The sequence below is a fragment of the Sphingopyxis sp. H053 genome (assembly GCF_001468225.1).
Lineage (GTDB): Bacteria > Pseudomonadota > Alphaproteobacteria > Sphingomonadales > Sphingomonadaceae > Sphingopyxis.
This window is the reverse complement of sequence record NZ_LNRU01000012.1, coordinates 1-21,955: the sequence shown is the minus strand read 5'-3', so window position 1 is coordinate 21,955 and position 21,955 is coordinate 1. Positions and strand designations below refer to the sequence as shown.

20 protein-coding genes are annotated in these 21,955 nt (G+C 64.8%); 4 read left to right on the top strand and 16 right to left on the bottom strand.

Annotation, left to right across the window (positions count from 1 at the left end; genetic code table 11):
• The first annotated feature begins 20 nt into the window (after positions 1-20).
• Both ATE70_RS19780 and ATE70_RS19775 read left to right on the top strand, forming a co-directional pair.
• Positions 21-2,957 carry a TonB-dependent receptor gene (locus ATE70_RS19780; protein ID WP_052181959.1) on the top strand — a complete coding sequence of 979 codons (2,937 nt, stop codon included), beginning with the start codon at positions 21-23 and terminating at the stop codon, positions 2,955-2,957.
• Positions 2,951-4,924 (top strand): Atxe2 family lasso peptide isopeptidase, encoded by a 1,974-nt coding sequence (locus tag ATE70_RS19775; protein ID WP_037553315.1) that lies wholly within the window; start codon positions 2,951-2,953, stop codon positions 4,922-4,924. The genes ATE70_RS19780 and ATE70_RS19775 overlap by 7 nt, the downstream gene beginning before the upstream one ends.
• On the opposite strand, the gene ATE70_RS19770 is transcribed toward ATE70_RS19775, so the two are convergent.
• The 14 genes from ATE70_RS19770 to ATE70_RS19715 form a co-directional block, all read right to left on the bottom strand.
• Positions 4,825-6,525 carry an asparagine synthase-related protein gene (locus tag ATE70_RS19770; RefSeq protein WP_039579005.1) on the bottom strand — a complete coding sequence of 567 codons (1,701 nt, stop codon included), beginning with the start codon at positions 6,523-6,525 and terminating at the stop codon, positions 4,825-4,827. The genes ATE70_RS19775 and ATE70_RS19770 overlap by 100 nt on opposite strands.
• Positions 6,522-7,181 carry a lasso peptide biosynthesis B2 protein gene (locus ATE70_RS19765; RefSeq protein WP_037553313.1) on the bottom strand — a complete coding sequence of 220 codons (660 nt, stop codon included), beginning with the start codon at positions 7,179-7,181 and terminating at the stop codon, positions 6,522-6,524. Before ATE70_RS19765 ends, ATE70_RS19770 begins: the two co-directional genes overlap by 4 nt.
• 56 nt (positions 7,182-7,237) lie before the next feature.
• Positions 7,238-7,360, bottom strand: a complete 123-nt coding sequence (locus ATE70_RS25715; protein WP_255265931.1) for a hypothetical protein — start codon at positions 7,358-7,360, stop codon at positions 7,238-7,240.
• A 68-nt stretch (positions 7,361-7,428) separates the two neighbouring features.
• Entirely contained in the window at positions 7,429-7,551 is a 123-nt protein-coding gene (locus ATE70_RS25720; protein WP_255265930.1) for a hypothetical protein, read from the bottom strand.
• Positions 7,552-7,633: 82 nt separating this feature from the next.
• Positions 7,634-8,272, bottom strand: a complete 639-nt coding sequence (locus ATE70_RS19760) for a GntR family transcriptional regulator (protein WP_052181958.1) — start codon at positions 8,270-8,272, stop codon at positions 7,634-7,636.
• Positions 8,269-9,180 (bottom strand): phytanoyl-CoA dioxygenase family protein, encoded by a 912-nt coding sequence (locus ATE70_RS19755; protein WP_037553312.1) that lies wholly within the window; start codon positions 9,178-9,180, stop codon positions 8,269-8,271. Before ATE70_RS19755 ends, ATE70_RS19760 begins: the two co-directional genes overlap by 4 nt.
• Positions 9,181-9,193: 13 nt before the next feature.
• Positions 9,194-9,811 (bottom strand): acyl-homoserine-lactone synthase, encoded by a 618-nt coding sequence (locus ATE70_RS19750; RefSeq protein ID WP_052181957.1) that lies wholly within the window; start codon positions 9,809-9,811, stop codon positions 9,194-9,196.
• Positions 9,812-9,902: 91 nt separating this feature from the next.
• Complete coding sequence (locus tag ATE70_RS19745) at positions 9,903-10,637, bottom strand: helix-turn-helix transcriptional regulator (protein WP_052181956.1); 735 nt, start codon at positions 10,635-10,637, stop codon at positions 9,903-9,905.
• Positions 10,638-10,888: 251 nt separating this feature from the next.
• Positions 10,889-11,821, bottom strand: coding sequence for a DUF2493 domain-containing protein (locus ATE70_RS19740; RefSeq protein ID WP_037553311.1), 933 nt, complete (start codon positions 11,819-11,821; stop codon positions 10,889-10,891).
• 317 nt (positions 11,822-12,138) lie between these two features.
• The gene (locus tag ATE70_RS19735) at positions 12,139-13,173 is read right to left on the bottom strand and encodes a DUF7146 domain-containing protein (RefSeq protein ID WP_037553310.1); all 1,035 of its coding nucleotides are present in this window, start codon (positions 13,171-13,173) and stop codon (positions 12,139-12,141) included.
• Positions 13,174-13,362: 189 nt separating this feature from the next.
• Complete coding sequence (locus ATE70_RS19730; RefSeq protein WP_037553309.1) at positions 13,363-15,480, bottom strand: ParB/RepB/Spo0J family partition protein; 2,118 nt, start codon at positions 15,478-15,480, stop codon at positions 13,363-13,365.
• Between the two features lie 121 nt (positions 15,481-15,601).
• Positions 15,602-16,795 carry a hypothetical protein gene (locus ATE70_RS19725; RefSeq protein ID WP_037553308.1) on the bottom strand — a complete coding sequence of 398 codons (1,194 nt, stop codon included), beginning with the start codon at positions 16,793-16,795 and terminating at the stop codon, positions 15,602-15,604.
• A gap of 237 nt (positions 16,796-17,032) precedes the next feature.
• Positions 17,033-17,962 (bottom strand): alpha/beta fold hydrolase, encoded by a 930-nt coding sequence (locus ATE70_RS19720; protein WP_197411521.1) that lies wholly within the window; start codon positions 17,960-17,962, stop codon positions 17,033-17,035.
• Positions 17,904-18,635, bottom strand: a complete 732-nt coding sequence (locus ATE70_RS19715) for a class I SAM-dependent methyltransferase (RefSeq protein ID WP_231732723.1) — start codon at positions 18,633-18,635, stop codon at positions 17,904-17,906. Before ATE70_RS19715 ends, ATE70_RS19720 begins: the two co-directional genes overlap by 59 nt.
• 86 nt (positions 18,636-18,721) lie before the next feature.
• On the opposite strand from ATE70_RS19715, the gene ATE70_RS24430 reads away from it, so the two are divergent.
• Positions 18,722-19,492 (top strand): AraC family transcriptional regulator, encoded by a 771-nt coding sequence (locus ATE70_RS24430; RefSeq protein WP_081932949.1) that lies wholly within the window; start codon positions 18,722-18,724, stop codon positions 19,490-19,492.
• A gap of 196 nt (positions 19,493-19,688) precedes the next feature.
• Positions 19,689-20,390, top strand: a complete 702-nt coding sequence (gene hutC / locus ATE70_RS19705; RefSeq protein WP_052181953.1) for a histidine utilization repressor — start codon at positions 19,689-19,691, stop codon at positions 20,388-20,390.
• A gap of 6 nt (positions 20,391-20,396) precedes the next feature.
• On the opposite strand, the gene ATE70_RS19700 is transcribed toward hutC, so the two are convergent.
• Positions 20,397-21,131, bottom strand: a complete 735-nt coding sequence (locus ATE70_RS19700; RefSeq protein ID WP_037553306.1) for a PepSY domain-containing protein — start codon at positions 21,129-21,131, stop codon at positions 20,397-20,399.
• Positions 21,128-21,832: a PepSY domain-containing protein gene (locus ATE70_RS19695; protein ID WP_011542692.1), complete on the bottom strand. Its 705-nt coding sequence runs from the start codon at positions 21,830-21,832 to the stop codon at positions 21,128-21,130. Before ATE70_RS19695 ends, ATE70_RS19700 begins: the two co-directional genes overlap by 4 nt.
• Positions 21,833-21,955: the final 123 nt, after the last annotated feature.

Genomic DNA, 21,955 nt, shown 5'->3' with positions numbered 1-21,955 from the left:
CGGCCGCACGGGAGGGATGAATGACGATGAAATTTTTCGCGGCCGTTCTGGCTTCGGGCGTCTCGGCGACCGCACTCTATGCACCCAGCGCGTGTGCGCAGACGGGCGAGCAGACCTACAATATCGAGGGTCAGCGCCTTAGCGACGCACTTCGCAAATATTCGGACATTTCCGGCCGCGAGGTCATCGCGGCTTCGAGCCTGCTCGAAGGCCGACGCAGCAACCGTGTCCGCGGGCGACTCTCTCCCGACGCCGCCCTTTCCCGACTCCTCACCGGCACGGGCCTGACGATCGAACTCGTCGAAGGCGCATGGGTCCTTCGCTCGGGAAACGTCGATGCCGGGGAGACTGGATCGACTGAGACGAACGGCGAAGCGATCATCGTTACAGGCTCGCGCATTCGCGGTGCAGGACCGACCGGTTCTCCGGTCGTCACCATCGACCGCGAAGCCATCGAAAAGAGCGGCTATGGCACTGTTCAGCAGATGCTCCAATCACTGCCACAGGCATTTGGCGGCGGCCCCAACGAGGCAGTCTCGACGACCACGACCCGGAACGGCGGGGGTTCGGATTCGACTTTCGGCTCGAGCATCAACCTGCGCGGCCTCGGGACCTCGTCGACCCTCGTCCTCATCGACAATGCGCGCCCAGCGCTTGGCGGGATCGGCGGCGTCTTCGCCGACATCTCGCTCATCCCGGTAGGCGCGGTCGAACGGATCGAAGTGCTGATCGACGGCGCATCGGCGATCTACGGCGCCGACGCGGTCGCCGGGGTGGTGAACGTGCGGATGCGGAGTCGCTTCGAGGGAGCCGAGACAATGCTGCGCGCGGGCACCGCCGATGGCGATACGACCGAGTTGCAGTTCGGCCAAATCTTTGGTCGTGACTTCGGCGGCGCACGGCTGGTGCTTGCTTACCAATACTCGCAGCGCGGTGCGCTCGCGGGCGCCTCCCGCGATTTCGCGCGCGAGGATCTGCGGGCCTTCGGAGGCCCCGACTATCGGACCAACTTCGCGGTGCCCGGGACGATTACGGCCGCGAATGGACAGCGGTTTGGCATCCCGGCCGGACAAGACGGCCGCGCATTGACTGCCGCTCAGCTGATTCCAGGTGTCCAGAACCGCTACGACGGTCGCGTGAACAGCGACATTTTGCCGAGAACGCGCATTCACAGCCTTTATGCCGCTGCCGAATTCGACCTTACCGACACGTTGACCTTTCGCGCAAGCGCGCTCGCGGCGCAGCGCCGCTACAGCCGCGTCAGTACCGGAGACTTCATCCAGGCCGCGCGGGTGCCGGTTACCAATCCTTTCTACGTTGATCCGATCGGCACGAACCAGCCGGTCAGCGTCGCCTATCGCTTCGTGAACGACTTGGGACCGCAGATCGACAGCGGCCGGGCGCGCGGCCTCACCGCCTCAGCGGGCTTCGACCAGGAAATTGGCCGCTGGCGCGTGCAGGTCGGCGGCGCCTATGGCCATCAGCGCGGCATCGCGAACAAGGCCAATCTCGTCAATCGCCCGCGCCTTGCTGCGGCGCTTGCCGACACCAACCGAGCAACCGCATTCAACGTCTTCGGAAACGGCACCGCAAACAATCCGGTCACCATCGACAGCATTCGCGGCACATTCCAGTCGGTCAATGATTTCGAAAGCTGGTCGGCGGCGCTCCGCGGTGACGGCCCGCTCTTCCGCCTGCCCGGCGGCGAGGTCCGGCTCGCGATCGGCGCGGAGTATCGCCGCGAGAATTTCGACTATTACACCGTCAACGGATTCAGCCTCGCGACGCCCTTCACCGACCCATTCGACATCATTCCGAGCGTGCGGAAGGTTCGCGCAGCCTATGCTGAACTGCTCGTGCCGGTCTTCGGGCCGGATAACGGGATGCCGGGTTTCCGCAGGCTCGACATTTCGTTGGCCGGGCGCGCCGAGAAATACAGCGACGTCGGCCGAAGCGAAAATCCCAAGGTCGGCGTCCGATGGGAACCGTTCCAGGGCATTGCGCTGCGCGGGTCCTACGGAAAATCCTTCCGCGCGCCCGCCTTCGACGAGCTCATCGGCGAGGCGATTTCGCTGTTTCAGACCGAAGCGGTCCCCGACCCCGCTTCGCCGACGGGCACGACCAACATACTCGGCCTGTTCGGCTATGCACCGGACGTAGGTCCCGAAAGAGCGACGACCTGGACCGCGGGCATCGACGTCGCCCCCTCGTCGCTTGCCGGTTTCAAGGCGTCGGTCACCTATTATGACGTCGACTATCGCGACCGCATCGGGACGGCGAGCGAGGATTACACCCGCTTTCTTGTCGACCGGGCGCGCTTCGGCGGGCTGATCACCGACAATCCGTCGCTGGCACTGGTAGAGGGATATTTCGCACGTCCCAGCTTCGTGAACGCAGCAAACATCGCGCCGGGCCAGGTCGCCGCGATCCTGGACGGTCGCATCCGCAACCTCGCCGCCGAACGCCAGCGCGGGATCGATTTCGATGTCGGCTATTCCCCCGCATTCGCGGGCGGAACGCTCGACCTCGGCATCGCGGGCACGCATATCTTCTCGATAAAACAGCAACTGACTCCGGGCGGGCCGCAGGTCGATGTCGTCGGCACCTATGCCAAGCCGGTCAAATGGCGCCTTCGCGGTCGCTTCGGTTGGGCGACGGGCGGCTTCTCGGCCAATGCCTTCGTCAACTACATCGACGGCTATCTCAACCAGGTCGTGACGCCGATGGAGCGGGTCGGTTCTTGGACCACGTTCGACCTCAGCATCTCGCAGCGCATCGGGGGCGGCGATGGCGTGGAAGGGCGGGGCCTGCGGCTCAGCCTTGGAATCACCAACCTGTTCGACAAGGATCCGCCCTATGTGAACAACCGCAGCGTGTCGTCCGCGCTCGGCTACGACCCCGAGAAGGCGAGCCCGCTCGGCCGCATGATGTCGCTCCAGGCCACCATCCGATGGTGAGCAAAGCCGCGATCCTCGGCTGTCTCCTGGCCGCGGCATCGCCCGCGGCCAGCCAGACGACCCCGCGCGAAATCGCCGAGATTGCCGACCTGTCGGGGCTCGCGGTCTCTCCTGACGGAAATTGGATCGCCTATCGGGTCGAGCGCCCATCCACCGTCACCAACCGGATCGATATCGACTGGTATCTAGCGCCCACGGACGCCACCGCCCCTCCCCGCGCGCTCGGACGACTCGGCACCGCGATGTGGAACGACGCCGGGAGCGTCCTGCCCGGCGAAGCCACATGGATGCCCGACGGCAAGGCAGTCGTTGTCCGTGCCCTTGTCGACGGACGAATCGGCCTGTGGGTGAGTCCCATCGACGGGTCGGGATTCCACGAGATCGGGCCAAGCGAAGGCGAAATCGAGGCCTTTGCCATCGCCGCTGACGGTACCGTCATCTCGCGCGAAGGACCTCCGCGCGATGCGATCGCGCGGGCAGAGGAGGCCGAGCGCGACACCGGTATCTTGTTCGACGCGCGCGTCGATCTTGCCCAACCCCTCTATCGCGGCGCCTCAATCAATGGACGTCCTTCGACGCAGCGCTTCTCTGGTGACTGGTTCGACCGCGTGCCGCTGCTCGAAGATACACCGCGCGCTGTCGTTGCCCGAGACGCATCCGGCACCAGCGAGCGCCCGGCGAACGACGCTGAACGCGCCCTGCTCAAGCCGGCGCCCGGGCCGGACATCCCCGAAAGCCTCCGCGGCATTCTTCGGCAGCGCGGCGTCTGCGTCGCGGCGAGCGGCTGCCCGAACGATGCGGAGCGTATCGCATGGCGGAGCGGGCTTGCCGACGGCCGCGTCCTGATCGCACTCCGCGCCCAATCGGGCCAAACGACCCTGCATGTGTGGACGCCCGCGTCGGCGAAGTTCAAGATGATCGCGGTCTCGGCAGGACAGCTCTCGAGTGGGCGGAGCGACAGCAAGCCCTGCGCTGCAGGCGAAAAAGCAATCTTTTGCGTCGAGGCGGCCGCGTCGGTCTCACCCCGCCTCGTCCGGATCGAGGCCTCTGGCCGCAAGAAGATCATCGATTCCCCAAATTCATTTCCTGGCCGCGACGGGCTCCTTGTCGAAACGATCGCGTGGCAGGTGAGCGGCAGCCGTGCGTCGGGCATACTCATCCGCCCGAAGATCCCCGGGCGGCTGCCGCTCTTCGTCACCTACTATCGCTGCAATGGATATCTGCGCGGCGGAACAGGCGACGAATGGCCTCTGCGCGCGCTTGCCGCGGGCGGCATCGCATCGCTCTGCATCGACGTCCTCCCAGGCGGCGAGATCGCGCAGGATCGCTACCAGATCGGCATGGAAGCCGTGCGGGCCGCGATCGACACCCTCGACCGGCGCGGAACGATAGATCGCAGCCGCGTCGGCATGGGCGGTCTCAGCTTCGGAAGCGAGGTTGCGGTATGGACTGCCATGCACAGCGATCTTCTCAAGGCGGTTTCGATCGCCTCGGTCCAGATCGAACCCACGTATTACTGGTACAATGCTCGCCCGGGCCGCGAGACATTCGCCCGCAATATCCGGCAGAACTGGAAGCTCGGCCCGCCGGATACCGAACCTGCCGAGTGGCAGGCGCTTTCGGCCGCGCTCAATATTGATATGATCACGGCGCCGATGCTGCTGCAACTTCCCGAGAGCGAAGCGCGCCAGTCGGCCGAACTGATGAGCAAGCTTGCTACCAACGGTCTCGGCGAGACCCACCTCTTCCCCCTCGCCCCGCATCTGAAGGTCGAACCCCGCCAGAAGCTCGCGGCCTATGAGCGCAATCTCGACTGGTTCCGCTTCTGGCTCAAAGGCGAGATCGACCCCGATCCAGCGAAGGCCGATCAGTATCGTCGCTGGCGGCTGCTCGGCCCCATCAAGGGCGAGGCTTCTACCGACCGCACCCAACGTTCGACATCGGCGATTTCGAGCAGCCGGAAATAGGCGAAGTCGCCCTCGACGAGATCGTGCGCGAGGTAGGTCTCGATCGCAGGCTTGTCCAGCAGCCCGCGTTCCGCCAGCCGCCCGCCGAGCAGGAGGTCGGCGAGCGCACCGCGCTGGCGAAGATAGCTTGCGGTACAGAGGGAATCGAGCCGCCCTTTGCCGCGCCTCCAAACGACCTCCGGCGGAAGTCGCGACGCGAATGCGGCGCGGGCAACCGCGCGGTCGCGACCGCCCCTCACCCACGCCCAGCTCGGAACAGTAAGGCAAAATTCTACCACCGGCTGTGAAAGCAGCGGCGCTACGACATCGCGGTCCCGCCAGCGGCGCGGCCGGTCGACGAAGTCGAGGATGCGCCGAAGCGCGCGCACATGGTTGCGCTTGCCGCGCGGCGCATCCTCCTCGCCCGCATCCCAGGGATGAGCCGGCGGCGAGGCCGGCACCTGGTCCGCGACGCAGAAGCCGGTCTCACGGCGCCAGCCGCTCGGGCCGTCCCGCACCGCCCGATACGCCAAGCGAGCGGCCTGCCAGACCGTTGCATCGCCCGCGCGCGCGACGTCGCGCATCGTCTCGAATGCAGGGCGCCGCGGCCCGAAATGACGAAAGGCGTCGAGGATCGGCGCGACGCTCGTGTCGAAATCGAAGATATTGTCCCCACCGATGCCCCCGAAGATCGCGGCATCGGAAACGGGGAACGCCGATTCGAAGGCATCGTCGATCCCGCCGAGCACGCCATAGGCGGAGGGCCGCGCGTGAAGGACAGGCGGTAGCGATACCAGATCGATGCCGGTATCCGCGTGGGGCATTTCGAGAAGCTCAGCACCGCAATGCGCCGCGACGGCGCGCGCGTAGGGACGCTCGTCGCCGTCGGCACCGGACGAAACGAAAGTGACGGCAGAGAAATTGGCTTGCGCCGATGACAGGCCTGCCGCGACGATCGAAGAGTCGAGTCCGCCCGACAGCTCGAGCAGGATGTCGCTCCGATTCCCACACCAGCCTCGCAAGCACCCAAGGAACCGACGTTCGAGGTCTAGCGCAAGTTCAGCGACTGGTCGAAGATCGGGCTGCGAGACAGCCTTCCAAGGCGTCCACAAAGTCTGGACAGCTGACTCCTCGGCCAAAAACTTGGCACAGCTGCCGGGCAATAGCTCGCTCACACCTTCAAGCCCGGTCCGTTCGGTCCGCAGATTGGCGTACGCCAAAGTCCCGGCGATGAACTGCCAATCGAATGACCCGATGCCAAGCATTGGCGCGACCAGCTCGAGATCGTTCCAAAGCAGAAAGCCGTCTTCAAACCGGGTCCAGTAGATCGGCATGCCGGTGAGCGCGGCGCGCGCGATCTCGACCGATGCATCGTCGACGGTGAAGGCCAGATAGCTTCCCCAGCCGTCGCCGGGCGCGTGGCAGGTAGCGCCCGAAAGCGAATAAATGTCCCCGAGCAATAGGGCACCGCTTTCCATCACTTGGTCAGCAATGCCGGCGCCTGCATAGACGGTCAGTGCGCCCGCATTCTGAACGCATCGCAATGCGTGGCGCTCGGCAGCTGCCGCAAGCGCCAGCCCCCCGGACGTGGTTCCCACAAGTGCGAGAATGCCGCGTTTCATCCGATCGCCAATATTGGTGTGAAGTTGCGGGCCTCGGCCGAGGTTCCGGTCAACACCGCGCCGGGACTCTGTAACCAGCAATGTGCGGCAAAGGGGCTGAGACGCACCCCAAAAACCAGCCGCGCGCCTAGGCCGTGCGACAGGAGGATGTGGTCGAGCGCTAGCGCGTCGATCAAACATCGTGGCGGGGTCCGCGCCATCCAGCGCGATGCTGCATAGGATGAAGCGATGCCCCGAACCGCCGCTTCGGCGCCCGGCACGCCGAGCCGAAGCTTTGCGTTCCGCATGGCTTCCACCGTTGACGCGATCCGGTTTGGCCGCATCGAACGTCTTGCCCAGCGCAGCGCGCGGGACGCTGCGAAACCCATGCGGAGCGATGTCGGTCCGTCGGCGACCGCCGACAAATCGTTGGCCGGAATGTGAGGCGAGGCCGGATCGAGCTTCGTCGGCTCGCTCGACCGTGCGAGGAATCCTGTCGCCACAAGACGCCCCATCGCCTCGCTGTCGTTCGGCTCGCCTGCCCGAAGCCGCTCGAAGGCCGCGCGGTCTTGCCCGCGCAGCGCGAAATATTTGTCCCGGACAAGGTCGAGGAAGACGAGATCTCCGTCGACTTCGCAATAGCCCGTTCCGGTTGCCAGTTTCCAGCCGGTCGTCATGGCGCCGCGCGAGACCCGGGAGCCGCTCGATGCTGGACGGCTCCCGGATACACCAGTCAGTCCTGGACGAGACCGGGCGTCGGCATACGGCCGCCGGCTTCGACATACAGGCCCCAGTCGCCGGCGGTGTCACCGGAGACCGAGCCGAGTTCGACGAGCGTGTCGTTATCGCGTTCCATGTTGCTTCCCTTCTCAGACACAAGGAAACGACCGGGGGCCGGCCTCGGGCCGGTCCCCGGAGCGCTGGTCAGTCCTGGCTGAGTCCGAGCGGCTTGAACTTGCCGTTCGTTTCGATGCCGACGTCTTCGCTGCCCGCGGTGTCGCCGGTAACGCTGCCGAGTTCGATCAACTCATTGAGTTCGCGGTCCATGATCGCTTCCTTCCATGATTGCCGCGGAATTGCGGCCCTCTCGAAGCTAGGGAGGCCGCGCCGTATAGGAATTTAATACGACTCATATTCTCCGAATATTATCCAGCGGCTCGGACCGGCGCCGGATTTCGGCCGCGACGCGGCCGGCATATGACGCGCGGCGGCGATGGAAGCGCGTGATTTTACTGCGTAAAGCGCTCCATCGACCGAACCGGTAATCGTCCGCCATCGCCGTGAGCGCGTCGCCCACAGACCCATCGACACGAACCTCCAATGTGCGGATTGTCATGCTTCGCTCGACACAATTGATGATGGTAGCGCGAAGTTCGCCGTTGCTGCTGCCGATTGCGATGGTCCGGAAGAGGCCATTGAGCCCCTCAGGATAGGCCTGGTGATTCGCGAGCGAGATCAGTCCGCCTGGCAAATCGGGCCTCGGCGTCCTCCCCTTCAACGCCAGCGAGAGAAGGGCGCCGGTCCACCAATAGAGTTCGACCAAATCCGCCTCATTAAGAAGGGGCTGCCGAAACCCCTCCTGATGCCAGCTCTCGATGATCCGCTCGCCCGACAGGCGATACAGGGCATCGCGAACGGGGGTAGCGCTGGCCGCCAGCGACTTTGCGAGCTGCGCCGCCTCGAGGCGCGTACCGGGCGGATAGGTGCCCGACAGGATACGCGCCTTGAGGTCCAGATAGACCCGCTCCATCGTGGTGCCCGGGCTCATGCCGCGAGCGTCCCGTCTCCGCCCGCCGATCTTTGGTCGCCGATATAGTCGGCAAGAAGCGCCTGCTGGTCGGGCCGGAGCGCATCAACGGCTGCGATCGGGTCGGGGGGATAGCCGCGGAACAGGATCGAGGGACACTGGCCCTCGAAGTTGCCGAGGTTTGGGCGATGCTGTACATAGCCGGTCAAGGCCGCCAGCTCCGGCGGAAAGTCCTTCGCGACGTCGGGTGGATAGGCGAGCCACTGGTTCTCATATGGTTTCAGCCAGCCAAGGCAGTAGCTGATGATGATCCCGCGCCGCACCGACGCGCTGCAATTGCCGCCGGCTCCGTGGAGCGTCGAACCCAGGAAGACGATGGCATCGCCCGGCATGGTCTCGGCAATGATCGGCTCCTCCGCCGGTTCCTCGATGAGCGCCTCGAGCCCATGGCTTTTCGGCCAGATGATCGTGGCGCCATTCTCGGTGGTGAAGGGCGTCAGCGGCCACATCACATTCACGAGATATTCGACCTCACCGAGTGTGCCCTGCCACATATCTTGATCGCGGTGCGGGAATTGCGGAAGCGCTCCCGGATGCAGCTCAATCGCTTGGGCGAGATTGAGCTGGATGCGCTCACACCAGTCGCCGAGCGCGGCCTCGGCGAGGGCGAGGATCGCCGGGTTCATGACCAATGCGCCAACATGCGGCGAGCGGATGAGCAGGCGGCCGAAGCGCTTGGTGCGTGTCCCATAGAAGCCGCCCTCGCAAAAGGGCGTCGCGGCGTATCGCGGATCGAGGTCGCGATCGATCGCCGCGATCAGCTCGGCGGGAACGGCTTCGCGAACGATCGCGTAGCCGTTTTCCTTGAGCGCCCGCATCGAAGCAGAGGGCGGCTGGTGGCTATCGACTGGAGCGATATCGGTAATCATGGTCCCGCTCCTTTCACGCTGCATTGGCCGCGACCGGCGTCGCAGCGCTGCCCGAAACAATCCCCGCCGACTTGAGCCTTGCGGGGGTGTCGGCGTCGATCTCGATCCGCAGCGAGGTCAGCGCGCGGCCGTCGTAAATGCCGGCTTCGCCGAGCGCCTTGCAGTCCCAGCCAAAGGTCCGGATCTGAGCGAACCAGTCGAGCTCTGCGACGCCGGTGTAGGAGCGGATGCCGTTGGCGAGCGCATAGTCTACCAGCCCGACAAGAAGCGTGTCGCGCGCGGTGCGGCGCTGGCGCGCACCGATCCCCGGCGACAGGCAGAAGCGCGTGATCTCGAAGATGTCGGGGCCGGACGGCGGGATGCCGTCGACGAGGCCGGGGAAGAGACCATCGAGAAGAGCCGGGCGCGTGGTGGGAAGGAGGCGCGCCGAGGCGAGATGCCCGCCCTCCTGATCGCCGACGATCAGATAGGTCGCATGGGGATCGTCGAAATGATCGATCTCGAACCGGTCGGCGAGCACCGGCAGGTCCCATTTCAGAAGATCGATGAAGACGCGCTTACGCGCCTCGAACATCGCGCGGAGCAATTGATGCTCGTGCGCGCGGTTGGAATGGTCGATTACCGAAAGCATGGATGTGTCTCCTTTTCGAAAGAGACCATCCAATTGAACGGCTTTTTGCCACTCCACCATAGCACGATCGGGGGGTGTCGGCGAAAAAAGTTCAGCGCTTGGCGATATCCTCGTAGCTGAGGTCGCCGGCATAAAGCGCGCGCACCGTCAGCGTGATCCCACCATTCGCGTCGTAACGCTGCCGCGCGTTGCGAAGATGCTCGCGAACCGTGTCGGGACTGAGATCGAGGATGCGTCCAACCTTCGGGGCACTGTTGCCTTTGGCGGACAAGATCAGACATTCGCGCTGGCGGTCCGTCAGCCGCGGCCCGACCTGCGCGAGTTCGGGATTGGCGAGCAGCCGCGCGGCTTCGAAGGCTGGCCCACCGATCATTCGGGCAAAGAGGAGCGCCATATCATTCGCGGCGATCCCCGGCGTCCAGGCGAAGGACACCGAACCATGCGCCTCGCCAGGAATATGCGCCGGTATGGTAAGCCCGTCTCCTATTCCGTGCCGCTGCGCCTCACTGAGAACCAGTTCGTCCTCGGGGCGTTCGCCCGAAAGCGGCTTCATGTTGCGCCAGAAGAAACCCTCGAGACTGCGGTGACTGGCGCGATGCACCGGATCGGTAAGCCCTAGGCCGCGCTCGTCAAACCAGCGGGCCCAATCCTCGGGATAGTTGTGGACGCGAACACCCCTGTCGGGAGCCGCGAGGAAATCGACATGGTGGCTCAGCGCGAACCAGGAACAGCCCATGCGCGCGCAGGCCTCCGCCAGCAGATCGGCCAGACCCGCCGCATCCTTCACCCGCGTGACGTCGAGCGCAAAAGCATGCGCAGCGTCCATCGTCGGCATTGCGACCCATGGCAGCGGACGGCAGTCGTCGCCAAGTCGGCCGACCGTCCCTGCTCCTCGTCATGGCCTGCGAGCGGTGCCCTCTCAATGGGCCGTCCCGCCGGCGACGGGTGATCGCCGCTGGTCATAGCGATCTACAATGATGTAAATTTGCGGATGTTACGAATATATTTCAATTATATTCGGGAGATAGAACCAGATTGGGGCCATTTTGCCGAAAGCGTCCGAATGCCCGACGGCTGTCATCGGCCCCGCTTGCGAAAATCCCAGACCGGAAGGCCGATCTTCGCAGCCTTGTCGGCGAGATTGTCCTGGATGCCGGTGCCGGGGAAGATGATGACCCCGACCGGCAGTGCTTCGAGCATCCGGTCGTTGCGCTTGAACGGCGCGGACTTGCCATGCCGGCTCCAGTCGGGACGGAAGGCCACCTGCGTCACCTTGCGGGTTTCGGCCCAGCAGGCGGCGATGCGTTCGGCCCCCGTCGGCGTTGCCCCATGGAGCAGGATCATATCGGGATGGCGGTCGCGTGCGCGATCGAGAGCATCCCAGATCGCCCTATGATCGTCGACATCAGCGCCGCCGGTGAACAGGATGCGCGTGCCCTCGGGAAGAAGTGCAGCCGCTTTCTGGCGCAACCGCGCGTCGAGAAAGTCACGGCTGTCGATCATCGCCGCGGTCATCGACCGGTGATGCGCGCGCGATCCGGTGCGCGGTGACCAGGCCTTGCGGCAGTGGGTCCGAAATTGTTCGGCGGCGCTTTCGCGGAAGAATTCCATCGCATCGCGCCGTTCGATCAGGCTGATCCCCTGCTGCACGAGGCGTTCGAGCTCGACCGACCGGATCTCGCTCCCGTCCTGTTCGCGCTGGGCTCGGCGTTGCGCCTGTTCATTGTCGTCGAGGCTGCGTTCGACCCGCTCCCCCGCGCGGTGGAAGAGGTTGACGACGTTCCAGAGGAGCTCTTCGAGATCGGGCTCGATCCGCGTATCGTCGAGACAGCCGACAAGGGCATCGAATATGTCGGCGACAGCGCCGGCCGCCAGGCGGGCATCGGGCAGCGGGCGCGGGTCGGGTTCGTCTTCGAAGGGGCGATGTCCGAAGAGTTGCATCTCCTGAAGGAGGAGATGGGTGGCGCCGGCTTCGGCAGGATCGTCGGCGGGTTCGGTGGGGCTCAACATGATCGTCTCCAGTCGGGTTTTGCCGCGCTCGCGCGGCCTTCGCGGCGACCCCTCGCGGCGCGCCGTACCGAACTGCACCGCGGCCCCGGCCGCGGCCGAAGCCGAAGGCGGAGGATGGCGGGCGAAGGCTATTTTGTTTCGCGATGCAAAGGGGCGCCGCGCGCCCCGGCGGAAAATAGCCGCCCGCCCGCCATTGCGGGCCCGGTACGGTTCGCCGCAGTCGCCCTCTTGCGAAGGCCGGAGCGCGGCCACCCCGTGGTGCTGCATCAGCACCGGTCCATCCCTCGCCCGCCCTCCTTCCGGCCGATGCTGAGGCGTCAGAGCAGGAGTGAACGATCCGCAGTCCGGAGCTGGGATCGAAGCGAGCCGATCATTCGCTGTCGGCCGAGTGTCATGAGATCGGCATTGAAGTCGCCGCGATCCGCTTCGAGCGCGATGACCTCGATGCCGAGCGGCCGGGCTCGGTCGCAAAGCGTCCCGAAGGCGGCCGCACCCGCCGGGTCGTCGTCACGCGCGACATACAGTCGCTGCAGTCCGCGCGGGAAGGTCAACGCTCCCAGATGGGCCGCCGAAAGGGCGGCGATCATCGGCAGGGCTGGTGTGATCTGACGCAAAGACAGGATGGTTTCGATGCCTTCGCCCGCCGCCATGACCGCAGCCGACGTGCCGAACCGAACGCCATGACCGAGCAATTGGCCCATGGCGCGCCGCGGATAGGCAACCGGCGCCTTGTCGCAGGCGGCCGAGTCGAGCCAGGTGCGATGGACTCCGGTGACATTGCCCGCCTCGTCAGTGATCGCCGCGATCAGGGCGGGCCATGCCCGGCGGACATCGGGGGCGTCGTCCTCGGATGGATGATAGAAGCAATGGGGATGGAAACGAAGCCATTCGGCATCGCGAAGGTCGCCGATCGCGCGGGCAGACAGATAGGCGCGGGCAAGGGTGCCGCTGAGCGGCTTCGATCCGGCCCATAGCCTGCGGGCGGCCTCGGGGGTGCCGCGCGGTGCTTTACGCGGAGCCGGATTTCGGTCGCCGGGCATGACGGCAGGCAGGCTCAGAAAGCGGCGCGCCTCGTCGAGCGTGTCGCGGAAGGATGTATGGCCGCAGCTCGCGGCGATGACATCGAGAAGATCGCCATGATCGCCGCTGGCGGCATCGGTCCATTTGCCAGCGGACCGAAGACCGTCGGCGGTGCCAGAAAGGCGAACGTAAAGGCTGCGGCCCGGCGAATTACGGACGTCACCGACCATCCAATAATGTCCCTCGCGGCGTCCATGGGAGAGATATCGGCGGCAAACCGCCTCGGCATCGTCGGCGAGGCGTCGCGCGACCTCGGCTGCAGGACTCGACATGGGGGCCTCCTTCACAAGACAGGCTGCGCGCGATCCCGCCCGGTGGAGCGGGTCAGGAAGGCATGCGGCGGTCTGGCAGCCCCTGCCGGACACCTCCGATGTTCGCGCGGAGCGTCCTGATTTCAAGGGCCAGCGAAAAAATGGGGAGCCCGGCACAGCGCCGAACTCCCCGAATGATAGTCGGTGGCGTTATTCGGCGGCAATCGCTTCGATGTCGTCGTCGCCCAGCTCGTCATGGCCCGCTTCGATTGCAGGGCCATCGTCATTGGCCGCAGCCAGCTCCCCATCACCGTCGGGCTCGTCGATGACGGGCGTGCGCAGCGGATGTGCAAGCCAGCCGGTGCCTTTGAGCAGGTCCTCGGCGGCGCTCGCCATCTCGGGCTTCTTCAGTCCCGCAATCCGCGCCGCCGCTTCGGCCCCGCAAGCCTCTTCGACGGCATCGAGGATCCCCGGCTTGGTCACCCGTCCGAGGTAATTGGCCGTGGTAGCAACCCAGCCCGCCTGGACCATGTCGAGGCCCGACGCCCGCGCGAGGATGTGCGAATGGTCGATCCGGCTCGCCACCGCGCGGGCCGACACCCGGCCTTCATTATAGCGGGTCGCCGGCTCCCACACCGCATTGACGCCGAAGGAGACGCAGTGCGCGAACAGTGCTGCCTGGTCATCAGCGTCGAGACCGGCAAGCACGTCCCACAGATCGGCGGTCGCATCGGGCAGCCGCTCGGACCAGCCTTCGTGCCGTTCGCGAATGGCCCGCGCGGACGGCGTATCGTTGAGCCCCGCATCATAGCCGACCATCGAATGATTGCGCAGCGCGATGCCGACGCAACTCGCCGAGGAGGCATAGGTGTAGAAGCATTCGAGAACGATGGCGTGGAGCATCGCCGCAAACGCCACCAGCGGGCTTGCGGCCAGCGCGTCGCGCAGCGCAAGGGTGCGGTGCGCGGTGAGGTCGGTCACGAGCTTGTCCGGAAGCGGGCGGACGAGATCATCCGGATCTTCGCCCTCGCCGGTGCCGCCTTCTTCCGGAGATGTCGCGCCGACCGCATCTTCCTGCATTTCGTCGCCGATCACGCCGCCGGCCGCTTCCTCGCCGCCCGCAGCTTCCTCGTCAACGGGCTCTTGCGGCTCGTCCTCGGGACGAACGAAGCCGCGTTCGATATGCAGCGACCCGTCGACATCGATGCTCACGAAGGTGCCGGCGATCGCCACTTCCTCCGGGTCGTAGATCAGCGGCTTCGAGACGAGCGGCGCGATCTCCTCGTCGATCGCATCGATCCGGGCACTGATTTCATCGGGGATGTCCTCGGCGCCCGCCCATTCGTCTTCGAGCCGGTCGGCTTCCTCGCGCAGCGCTTCGATCCGCGCCTCATCGTCGGCGCTCGTCTCGGCCGCCACGCCATCGAGCGGGCGGTGGCCGAAGGTGTGGCCATAGGGGAAGTCGACCGCCGTCTCGATCCACTTCCAGCCTTCCGCCGCGACACGCGCAACCTCGGCTTCGAACTTCTCGGCCTGCAGCCGGTCGAGCAGCGCGACGTCCTCGAGCCAGCCGCCGTCATCGCTTTCGAAGAGATCGCGAAGAATATGTCCGCCTGCCTCGCGATAGGCGTCGAGGGTGACGAACTGGACGCGCTTGTCCGATGCCCGAACCTTGTCCTCGGTCAGCCGCGCGCGGATATACCAGGGCTGCTGGGTGTGGCTCGAGGCGAGCATATCCCAGACCTGTTCCTGCCGCGCGTGATCGCTCGACACCGAAAAGGACATCAGCTGTTCGAGCGTCATGCCGTCATCGGCGTAGATGTCGTGGAGCTTGGGCGAGACCTCGGCGAGCTTGAGGCGCTGTTTCACGACCGCGGGCGTGACCATGAAGGTCGCCGCGATCGTTTCGATGTCGGTGCCCTGTTCGACGAGCTTCTGCATCGACCGGAACTGGTCGAGCGGATGCAGCGGTTCGCGATGGACATTTTCGGCGAGCGAATCCTCTTCGGCCGACACGGCATCATCCTCGCGGACGATGCAGGGCACGGGCTCGGTCTTCGCCAGGCGCCGCTGTTTCACCAGCATCTGGAGCGCGCGGAAGCGGCGACCGCCGGCCGGGACTTCGAAGCGACCGGTTTCCTGGCCCGCCTCGTCGCGCTGGGCGCGAACAGTCAGGCTCTGGAGGAGGCCGCGCCGCGCGATGTCCGCGGCAAGGCTGTCGATCGACACCCCGGCCTTCACGCGCCGCACATTGGCCTGGCTCAGCACGAGCGCGCTGAAGGGAATTTCCCGCGCGCCGCTGAGGGTGATTTTTGCCTGTTTCGTCATGATGCTTCTCCATGACAGGCCGCCGCGAGACTCTCTCCCGGCTCTCAGCCCGTCATGGCTCCGGCGCAGCCCTCTCCCTCTGAAGGGAAAGGACCACGCCGCCGGCGAACGCGAGATTTGCTCAGTGGACCGAGGCCAGAAGCTTGGCACCCTTGGCTTCCAGCTCGAGCCGTCCATCCTGATGCGGACGCTCGCGGGCCAGCGCGGTGATCCCCTGCACGAAGTCGAAGATCGATGCGGGCGGGTGCCCCTCTTCCTGCAGCACGCTGCGGATGATCCGCTCGCTCTCGCCCTTCGAGAAGCCGCGTTTGCGCAGGAAGGTCTGCCGATCGTCATCGTCGCGCGCGACGATCGCGGCCCGAGCGGCCTTGATGCCGTTCATAAAGGAGACCGGCGAGGAAGAGGCGAAGCGTTCGAGCGCGGGCGCCGCTTCCTGCGCGAAGCGACCGGCCGCGAACTTGCTGTGCCGGATGCTGATCTCTTCGAAGCCCTCGGCGCCCCAGATGTTCCGGTTCATGCAGACGGCGCGAAGATAGAAGGTCGCCATGCCGAGGGCTTTCGACCCGACCTCGCTGTTCCAGCAGTAGAAGCCGCGGAAGAAGAGGTCGGGATCGCCGTTGGGCAGACGACCGGCCTCGATCGGATTGGCGTCGTCGACAAGGAAGAGGAAGACGTCGCGGTCGCTGGCGTAGAGCGTCGTCGTATCTTTCATGACCTCGACGAAGGGATTGTGGCGCATCGTCGACCAGTCGAGGAGCCCCGGCACCTTCCACCGCGTGTCGCCAGTGCCATTGCCCGCGATCTTCATGACCGCGGCGACAAGCTCATGATCCCAGATGCGGCCATAATCGGGGCCGGTCACGGCACGCAGCTCGGTGCGCCCGTCGCCGGTCTCGAGCGTCTTCACCAATTCCCCGCGATGCGCGAGCAGACCGTGCTGCATGTTGATGCCCGCCAATGCGGCGGGAAGCTGGCGCAGATAGGCCGACGGCGCCCCGACGAGACTGCACATTTGCCCGAAAGACCAGTGCGTGGGTGCAACCGGCGCTTCGCGGTCGGGAAGGAGCAGGCTCAGTCGCTCGGGTTCGTCGGGCGCGGCGATGACGCGAATGGCGCGGGTTTCGACAGTCCGCGCAGTCGCGGTCTCGGCCCGCGCGCGCACTGCATCATAAAGGTCGGAGAGCGACAGGTAGCGCTCGTCGTCGGGCCGGGAGAACCATTCGGACGAGACGCGGCCGATGCGCCGGCCTCGCGAGATATCGACCTTGTAGCCCGGGGACGAATCGCGGGCGAGGGTGCTGGGTAGAAGTGTCATGGCGTGTCTCCGCGACGGGTCCGGAAGACTCTCTCCCGGTTTCAACCCGTCACCTGGCCCCTCTCTCCTCTCCCTCTGCGGCCGCCGAAGGGGGCCGCGCTTCGCGGCGGGACATCGCACCACCGACGCAGGTGCCGGCCGAGACCGCTTGCTGCTATCGCAATCGGGTGCGCGCCAGGTCCGGCTGGATGGGCCTGCTTCGGCGGTTATCCGTCGGTCAGATCGTAGAGGCTGCGATCATCCTGTGGGTGCGGCTCGAACTTCGGCAATAAAGTCGAGAAGAGCGGGCGCGATGAACCGACCGAAATCGCGGCTTGTTTTCACGTTCGATGACAGCGAAGCCGCCGCCAATCGGCCACGGGGAATGATGCTCGCAAGCTCTTCGGCCAGCGACTGCGGGTGTCTCGCGTCGTCACCCGCGAACAAGATGACCGGAACGGAAATGACGGCAAGCTCTTCGGGATCTTTAAAGGATCGGTCGCGACCGATCGCCGCAGCCGCGGCAATGCTCTCCGCATCGGAACGCGGGATCGCCTCGCAAACCATCGCGCCGATGATCGGAGATAGATGCGGCAAGAGGGGCTCCCATCCGGCCAGAATGCCGTCACGCTGTACTCGCAAGGCGAACGCCTCCATCATCCGGATTTCAGCCTCCTTTGCCTTATCGTCCTCGATATCCTCGATCCCGATCGCGATGACAGCCAGAACATAGGTCGGAAGATCCACCGCGAAGCGGAGTGCTATCGTCGATCCAAGTCCGGCGCCTCCGATGATGGCGCGCGAGAAACCAAGGGCGTCAAGCAACGCGACTGCATCGGATACATATTGGGCCCAAGTGTGGCGCGCCGTGTCGCGACATCGCGATCGGCCATAGCCGCGCACATCGGGAAGTATTACCGCATATTCGTCCGGGATTGTCTCGATCAGGGGCAGGAACATTGCGTGATCGGGTCCGCCACCGTGGCATAGCAGGATCGGCGTTGGATTCTCGATCCCTGGAGCCGCCGCCGACACCCAGGCAGACAACTCACATCGATCATCGCCCAGAAACCGGATCTCGGCCAGAGCCGCTTGCCTCGACATGATCGCCTCTCCTTCATTCTCGGGCCTAGGCGGTGTCTGCAGCTTCGCCGTCGCGAAGAAAGCGAGCGACGATGCAGCCATCATCGCTTATTCCGTCGCGGCGGGCATCGTCTAGAATGCCCTCCAGTTCCAGCCTCCCGATCGGGTCGTCGTCATTTTCCAGGAGACCGCGGGCCGATCGTTCGACTTCGGCGACGTCGAGCGGCGAAAGGATAAGGCGGCAAAAATAGTCGATCGAAAATTCTTCGGCTGCAAACATAGAGATTAGTTCGATCGCCGTGGGGCAGGCGTTGTGCACATATCCGCTCTTGCGGTCGCGCCTCTTCAGCCAGTTGTCATAGCGTCGTGCGACGCGCTGGGAAGCAAGGGTGTCGTCGAACCAGCAATCCAGGATGAGCACGGCGCAGCGCGCGACGCGCGACGCCTCGCGCAATGCTCTCGGCAAATTCTCCGTATGATGTGCGACATAATCGAGCGTCACGACGTCGAAACTGCGGTCTTCGAATGGCAGCGCTTCGGCACGACATGAAATGACGTCCAAACCCCGGGATCGCGCGCGGACGCAAGCTTGGGTTTCCGGCTCGATCCCGACAGTGCGGGCGATGCCCGCTTCGCGCGCTGCGACGAGAAGATCGCCCGTGCCGCATCCGACGTCGAGTAAGGTTGCCGGCTTGAGAGCGACAATTTCGTCGAGCAATTGGCGCTTATATTCCCCATGGGGACGGGCGGCGGACGAACGCTTCGTGGACTGGATCATCATGGGTAGGCGCATAAGGTCTCCGTCGATTGCGAAGACGATGCTGAGCGTTGGAGACTATGTCCGATAGATGATATCAGGACATAATGAATTCACTATCCGACAAGAATGCTCCTTCGGTCTCGATCGAGGTGGAACGAGCCACATTCCATGCACGAAGCATCGGGGAGTGGCACCGGCACCCAGTAGTCCAACTGATATACCCGAGCAGGGGGGTCATGATATTGCACACCCGTGAGGGACAATGGGTCGTTCCGCCCCAGCAGGGCGTTTGGCTGCCCGCGGACCATGAGCATCGCGTCGAGACCTCGGGCGGTTTCGAGATGTACAGCATATATTGTTTCGGCAGCATTCTACGGAGGCTGCCGAAAGAAGCCGGGCTAACTTCCGTGAGCCCCTTGATGCGCGAGATCATTTTTGCGGCCGCAGGCACGGGCGCAGGGGCGCGTCAGCGGCATCTGGCCTTCCTCTTCGCCGACGAGATGGCGTTGAAAATATCGCCTGCCCTGACGATCCCGTCGGTCACAGCGCCCCGTATCGCGCAAATCGCCGCGGCACTCGATCGCAATCCCGGCGACCGGAGGAGCCTCGAAGCCTGGTCGGAGCAACTCCATATCTCGAGCCGAAGCCTTGCGCGGCTGTTCCAACGCGATACCGGAACAGGCTTTACCGCGTTTCGGAACCAGATTCGGCTCAAGGCCGCGCTCTTGCGGCTGGCGCAGGGCGAGGCGGTCACATCGATCGCGCTCGAACTCGGTTTTGGGACGGCGAGTAACTTTATCCGCTCGTTTCGCGAACTGACCGGTGTAACGCCGGCACGCTACTTTCCCGATCGCAAGCGGAATCGAGACAATTAGTCTCCCGCTCTCACCGAGAGTGGCTTGGCGCGCAAGTTTTTGCGCAATCGGCGCGTGACATTCTGTTTTACCTAGCTGGGAGTCGGCGAAGTTGTATAGACGACTTATGAACCCTTCGCTCACTCGAAAATCCCCCGCTTCAGAATCTCGGCCCCGCGAGGCAACCCGGCCGCCCGAAGAGACGGGAGGCGAGGTGATGCCCCGGTACGTCGCCATCAAGCAAAGCATTTGCGATGCAGTGCGGGACGGCCGCCTCAACCCAGGAGACCGGGTGCCGTCGGAAGCGGAGCTGGTTCAGCAGTTCGACGTTTCGCGGATGACCGCGAACCGCGCTCTACGCGAGTTGCAGGCGGCGGGCGTCGTCGTGCGGCGCGCCGGCAGCGGATCGTTCATCGCAGAGCCAAAGCCGATCGGCCAGATGATTGAAATCCGCAACATCGCCGAGGAAATCCGGGAGCGCGGTCATGCGTACCGCGCCCGCGTGATCCAGAACCGCGAAGAGCGCGCCAATGTAGAGACGGCGCCGCTGCTCGAGGTGTCCGTGGGCACGAAATTGTTCCATTCGATCATCGTCCATCACGAAGCCGAATTTCCGATACAGATAGAAGAGAGGTTCGTTCTCGCGTCGATCGCCCCCGACTATGGCACGCTCGACTTCACGCGGATGACACCAAATGAATATCTGACGCGCATTGCACCGCTCGAACGGGTCGAGCATCGCGTTTGCTCGACGATGCCCGACGAGCGGATGCGCGGCATGCTGGGATTGTCCGACGGCGAACCGGTGCTCCAGATGACGCGCCGGACTTGGAGCCGCTCGCGCCTTGTGTCGCATGCCTGGCTGACACACCCCGGAACACGCTTCGAGCTGTCAGCCGCCTTTTCGATCGACGATTGAGGCCGGTCAGCCGGTGCGGGTGACCACGACCGGCTTGCGGCGCCGGCGCAGCCAACGGAAGTCGGCTTTGCTGAAGCTTTTGAACAGCAGGTAGAAGCCGGTTCCCGACAGCCATAGTACACCGAAGGCGACGAAGATGATCAGCGGGTGGTTGAAGCTCGACCGGTTGATATAGTCCATATTGTGGAGCATCCAGAAGAAGTCCCATGTGCGCCAGGTATCGCCGCGCATCACGAGAAAGCGGGCGGTATCGAGCGAGACATAGGCGCTGCTGTTCTCGTCGTCCGCGAAATCGACGCGCCACATCGCCCCCTCATGATCGCGCGATTCGAGGTTCGGCTTGGCGATTACGCTCACCTCTCGGATCGGCGCCTCGTTCATCATGGAGGCGACTTCGCGCGCCATGGCCTCGTCGACCCGGATGTGCTCGCCGCTTGTCGCGTCGACGAGACGGACGCCTTTTGCGGAGCGCACTTCATAGACCGGCCGGGTTCCGAGATCGCGAAGGATCACGCCCGTGACAGGTTCGCCGCGCGGCAGGGCCGCCACGTCGAAATATTCCCCCGGTGGCAGTGGATGCGCATGCGACATCCCGCCGCCGTGCCCGCCGACCTTATCCTTGTCGAGCAGCGCCATCACCGATCCGCTGAGCGCCCAGAGCAGGAACTGGAGACCCAGGATCAGCCCGACCCATTTGTGGATGCGCCGGAAGAAGAGCGGCGTCAGTCGGATGCGTTTCATGCCTGCTTCCTCTTGCGGCGTTTGAAGGACCAGATCAGCAACCACGCCCCGCTGATCGCCATCGCGAAGACGCTCCAGGTCGCGACGCGGAGCAACGGGTTGTTGACGTCGGTCCGCTCATCATAGTCCATGATGTGGAGCATCCACGCGAAGTCGAACACGCGCCACAATGCGTGCCGGCGCGAGATAAGCTCACCGGTCGTCGGCGACAGATAGAGCGTCGGGCGGTTCCAGCCCTCGAACTCGACCTGCCAATAGGGCGGCTTGCGCGACTGCATTTCCTGTGGCGCTTCGGTCAACAGCCGCACCGACACGATCTTGCCGTCGCCGGTGTAGATGCGCCGCGCCTGCTCGCGGACCTGGGACTCGGTAAGCGCAGGCAGCGGCGCACCCGAGCGGGCATCGAACAGCCGCGCCCCTTCGGGAGTTTCAGCGCGCCAGACGGGGCGATCGAAGAACCGCTGCAAGCGAACCTCGGACGCACCGGGCGCGGCCGCAACGATCCGCGACGGCGGCGCGAGGCCCGCGAGGTCGAAGGGCTGAACCATCGGCGCGCGCACGAGATGGTCGCCATGGATGGTGTCGATATGCACGACCACCATGTAGAAGCCGGTCAGCGTCCAGAGCAGCGCCTGGACGCCGACCACCAAGGCCAGCCATTTATGCGTTCGCCGGACGAGCAGCGGCCAACGGATCGCCATATCGATTACCCTCAGAACGCGGTGCGGAAGCCGACGTAGAAACGCCGTCCGAGCAGGTCATAGGTCATCGTGTCGGTGTTCGCATCGGTGAAGCTCTGGATATAGGGCGCCTTGCGATCGAAA

Bases quoted from the DNA above. Each gene is read 5' to 3' on its own strand.
- ATE70_RS25720 (WP_255265930.1), bottom strand. From the start codon at position 7,551: ATGGACCGCGAACTCAATGAGTTGATCGAACTCGGCAGCGTTACCGGC.
- ATE70_RS19715 (WP_231732723.1), bottom strand. From the start codon at position 18,635: ATGATCCAGTCCACGAAGCGTTCGTCCGCCGCCCGTCCCCATGGGGAA.
- ATE70_RS19720 (WP_197411521.1), bottom strand. From the start codon at position 17,962: ATGATGGCTGCATCGTCGCTCGCTTTCTTCGCGACGGCGAAGCTGCAG.
- ATE70_RS19775 (WP_037553315.1), top strand. From the start codon at position 2,951: ATGGTGAGCAAAGCCGCGATCCTCGGCTGTCTCCTGGCCGCGGCATCG.
- hutC (WP_052181953.1), top strand. From the start codon at position 19,689: ATGCCCCGGTACGTCGCCATCAAGCAAAGCATTTGCGATGCAGTGCGG.
- ATE70_RS19695 (WP_011542692.1), bottom strand. From the start codon at position 21,832: ATGGCGATCCGTTGGCCGCTGCTCGTCCGGCGAACGCATAAATGGCTG.
- ATE70_RS19700 (WP_037553306.1), bottom strand. From the start codon at position 21,131: ATGAAACGCATCCGACTGACGCCGCTCTTCTTCCGGCGCATCCACAAA.
- ATE70_RS19725 (WP_037553308.1), bottom strand. From the start codon at position 16,795: ATGACACTTCTACCCAGCACCCTCGCCCGCGATTCGTCCCCGGGCTAC.
- ATE70_RS19765 (WP_037553313.1), bottom strand. From the start codon at position 7,181: ATGACGACCGGCTGGAAACTGGCAACCGGAACGGGCTATTGCGAAGTC.
- ATE70_RS19730 (WP_037553309.1), bottom strand. From the start codon at position 15,480: ATGACGAAACAGGCAAAAATCACCCTCAGCGGCGCGCGGGAAATTCCC.
- ATE70_RS19755 (WP_037553312.1), bottom strand. From the start codon at position 9,180: ATGATTACCGATATCGCTCCAGTCGATAGCCACCAGCCGCCCTCTGCT.
- ATE70_RS25715 (WP_255265931.1), bottom strand. From the start codon at position 7,360: ATGGAACGCGATAACGACACGCTCGTCGAACTCGGCTCGGTCTCCGGT.
- ATE70_RS19760 (WP_052181958.1), bottom strand. From the start codon at position 8,272: ATGAGCCCGGGCACCACGATGGAGCGGGTCTATCTGGACCTCAAGGCG.
- ATE70_RS19735 (WP_037553310.1), bottom strand. From the start codon at position 13,173: ATGTCGAGTCCTGCAGCCGAGGTCGCGCGACGCCTCGCCGACGATGCC.
- ATE70_RS24430 (WP_081932949.1), top strand. From the start codon at position 18,722: ATGAATTCACTATCCGACAAGAATGCTCCTTCGGTCTCGATCGAGGTG.
- ATE70_RS19780 (WP_052181959.1), top strand. From the start codon at position 21: ATGACGATGAAATTTTTCGCGGCCGTTCTGGCTTCGGGCGTCTCGGCG.
- ATE70_RS19740 (WP_037553311.1), bottom strand. From the start codon at position 11,821: ATGTTGAGCCCCACCGAACCCGCCGACGATCCTGCCGAAGCCGGCGCC.
- ATE70_RS19770 (WP_039579005.1), bottom strand. From the start codon at position 6,525: ATGAAACGCGGCATTCTCGCACTTGTGGGAACCACGTCCGGGGGGCTG.
- ATE70_RS19750 (WP_052181957.1), bottom strand. From the start codon at position 9,811: ATGCTTTCGGTAATCGACCATTCCAACCGCGCGCACGAGCATCAATTG.
- ATE70_RS19745 (WP_052181956.1), bottom strand. From the start codon at position 10,637: ATGGACGCTGCGCATGCTTTTGCGCTCGACGTCACGCGGGTGAAGGAT.